A 3,388-nucleotide genomic window follows, 5' to 3' on the forward strand; every position below is an offset into this window, starting at 1 on the left:
CACAGGCAGGCCGCCTCGCATGCTTCCTCGATGAGCGGGGACCGCAGGATCGATCCCCGGTCGACGTGGGCTTCTCGCTGGCGACGACCCGCGCGGCCCTGGAACACCGCGCCGTCGTACTCGGCACCCACGGGGCGGCCCTGCACACCGGCATGATTCGCCTGTCCGACGGGACGGTGCTGTCCGCCGAGGCCGACGAGACCGAGGCGGCCGACCCGGACACCTTCGTGGTGACCGGAGCGGTCAGCAAGGGCCGGACGGCCTGGACGTTCACCGGGCAGGGCAGCCAGCGCATCGGCATGGGCCGCGAACTCTACGACCGGTTCCCGGCGTTCGCCCAAGCCCTGGACGAGGTGTGCGGCCACCTGAACACCGAACTGGAAGGCGCCGCCGGGTTCGATGCCCCACTGCGGGACGTACTGTTCGCAGCCGAGGGCTCCGCCGAGGCGGACCTGCTGGACCGTACCGGCTATGCCCAGCCCGCCCTGTTCGCGGTGCAGGTCGCGCTCGTGGAGCTGCTGCGCTCGTGGGGTATGCGGCCGGACCTGCTGCTCGGCCACTCGATCGGTGAGTTCGCCGCCGCCTACGCGGCCGGGGTGTTCGCATCGGCCGACGCCGCGCGGCTGGTCGCCGCCCGGGCCCGTTTGATGCAAGCCCTGCCTGGCGGGGGCGCGATGGCCGCCATCCAGGCCACCGAGACCGACGTGCTGGAAATCCTGAACGGCCTCGCCGGAGCAGGCCAGGTCGCGATCGCCGCCGTCAATGGCCCCTCGGCGACCGTGATCTCCGGTGCCGAGGACATGGTGGCGCAAGCGATGGACATCGCGCGCGGGCGAGGGTGCCGCGTCTCCCGGCTGCGCGTGAGTCACGCGTTCCACTCGCCCCTGATGCGGCCGATGCTCGACGAGTTCGCCCAGGTCGCCGCCGGGATCACCTACCACGATCCCCATACGCGAGCGATCAGCACGGTCACCGGCGAGCCGGTGACCACAGAGGAGTGGGCTACCCCGGAGTACTGGGTCCGCCAGGTGCACCGGCCGGTGCGTTTTCACGCCGCGCTGACGACCGCGACGGCCGAACAGGGAGCGTCCCGGCTGCTGGAGCTCGGCCCCGATCCGGTGCTCACCGGGCTGGCTCGGTCCGAGGCGGACACCGCTGTGGCAGTGTCAGCGCTACGAAAGGGCCGCCCCGAGCCCGAGACGCTCATGGCGGCGGTGTCGGAGCTGTTCGTCCGCGGAGCGCGGGTCGACTGGGCCGCCGTGTTCGCCGGGACCGGCGCCCAGCGGGTGGATCTGCCGACGTACGCCTTCCAGCGGCAGCGGTTCTGGCTGCCGGACCGGGAGCTTCCGGCGGAAGCGGCCGTGGAGTCCGGCAGGACCGAACAGCGGTTCTGGGACCTGGTCGAACAGGGCGATGCGGAGTCCCTGGCCGGACAGTTGGGGGTGGAGCCGGCCGCGCCTTTGGACACCGTGCTGCCGGTGCTCTCGAACTGGCGCCTGCGGCACCGCGAGGAGTCGCTGCTCTCGGGCTGGTTGTACCGGGTGCGGTGGAAGCCCGTGACCGTGGCGGCGACGAACCGGTTGCGGGGCGTTTGGCTGGTGGCCGTCCCGGACCGGGCGGACGACGACTTCACGGACCAGTGCGTGCGGAGGCTGCGAGTCGCGGGCGCTCGGACGACCGTCGTGCCGGTGGCCGCCGACGATACGCGCGAGTCCCTGGCCGCGAAGATCCGAGCCGAGGACACCGAGACGGTGATGGGGGTCGTGTCCTTGGCGGGCTCGACCGCCACGACGTTGACCTTGGTGCAGGCGCTGGGGGATTCCGGCATCGCGGCACGTGTGTGGTGTGTGACGCGTGCGGCGGTGTCGGTGGCTTCTGGCGAGCGGCTGCTGAATCCGGTGGGAGCTCAGTTGTGGGGACTGGGCCGGACGGTGGCGTTGGAGCAGCCGGAGCGGTGGGGCGGTCTGGTCGATGTACCGGAGGACGCCGACGAGCACAGCTTGACGCGGCTGGTGTCCGTGCTCGCGGCGCCCGGTGGCGAGGATCAGGTGGCCGTACGGCCTTCGGGTGTGTTCGCGGCCCGGCTGGTACGGGACGGGGCCGGTGCCGCGCGGGGAGAGAGCTGGGAGCCGCGTGGCACGGTGCTGGTGACCGGTGGTACGGGTGCCCTGGGCGGGCTGGTGTCCCGCTGGCTGGCTGCTCGCGGTGCTGCGCGCCTGCTGCTGGTGTCCCGTCGGGGTGCCGAGGCGCCCGGCGCGGAGGAACTGCGCCGCCAGCTGGCCGACTTGGGCGCCGAAGTCGCGTTCGCGGCCTGTGACGTCGGCGACCGCGAGGCCGTACGGGCGGTGCTGGACGGCATCCCGGAAGAGGCACCGCTGACCGGAATCGTTCACACTGCCGGGATCCTCGATGACGGTGTGGTGGAGGGGCTGACCCCGGAGCGGCTGGCACGCGTGCTGGCGGCGAAGGCGGACGCCGCGCGCCATCTGCACGACCTGACGGCCGATCGTGACCTCGACGCCTTCGTCCTGTTCTCGTCCATCGCCGGTGTGGTGGGGAACGTGGGTCAGGCGGCCTACGGCGCCGCCAACGCATACGTGGATGCTCTGGCGCAACACCGCCGCGGTCTGGGGCTGGCGGCCACGTCGGTGGCCTGGGGGCCGTGGGGCGGCGATGGCATGGCCGCCGACGGCGTGGCGGCGGAGCACTTCCGCCGACTGGGTGTGCGCGTGCTGGACCCGGACCTGGCCATCGCAGCCCTGCAGCAGGTGCTCGGTGGCGGCCGGGTGTGCCAGACCGTGGTCGACGTCGACTGGGAACGCTTCGCGGCCGCCATGACATTCACCCGCCCCAGCGCCTTGATCGGCGATCTGCCCGAGGTGGCCGCTGCGCGTACCCCCGCCGCCGATCTCGGAGCCGGGGACGACGGCGAGCTGGCACGGCGGCTGCGTGGCCGTTCGGCGGCCGAGCAGGACCGGATGCTGCTGACACTGGTCCAGTCCCAGGTCGCCACCGTGCTCGGGCACTCCTCGTCCGCGACGATCGACCCCGGCCGAGCGTTCAAGGACCTCGGCTTCGACTCCCTCACAGCGGTCGACCTGCGCAACCGGCTGACCAACGCCACCGCCCTGCCGCTGCCCGCCACTTTGGTCTTCGACCACCCGACCCCCTCCGCGCTGGCAGGGTTCCTGCGCGAACAGGTGGTGGGGGAGATCCCCGGGCCGGACATCGCCCCCTCGCCGCAGGCTCCCCCTCATGCGTCCGACGACGCCGAAGATCCGATCGCGGTTGTCGGTATGGGGTGTCGGTTTCCGGGTGGTGTGGTCTCTCCTGAGGGTTTGTGGGAGATGTTGGTTTCGGGTGGTGATGGGCTTTCGTCGTTCCCGGT

At 72.0% G+C, this 3,388-nt stretch carries 1 protein-coding gene; it reads left to right on the plus strand.

Features of this window, described 5'->3' with window-relative positions:
- Positions 1-65 precede the first annotated feature (65 nt).
- A partial coding sequence (locus tag ACH4SI_RS42055) for an SDR family NAD(P)-dependent oxidoreductase (protein WP_398306376.1) occupies positions 66-3,388 on the plus strand: 3,323 nt, incomplete at its 3' end.

This window comes from Streptomyces sp. NPDC021212 (assembly GCF_044332925.1).
In the GTDB taxonomy this organism is placed as follows: domain Bacteria; phylum Actinomycetota; class Actinomycetes; order Streptomycetales; family Streptomycetaceae; genus Streptomyces.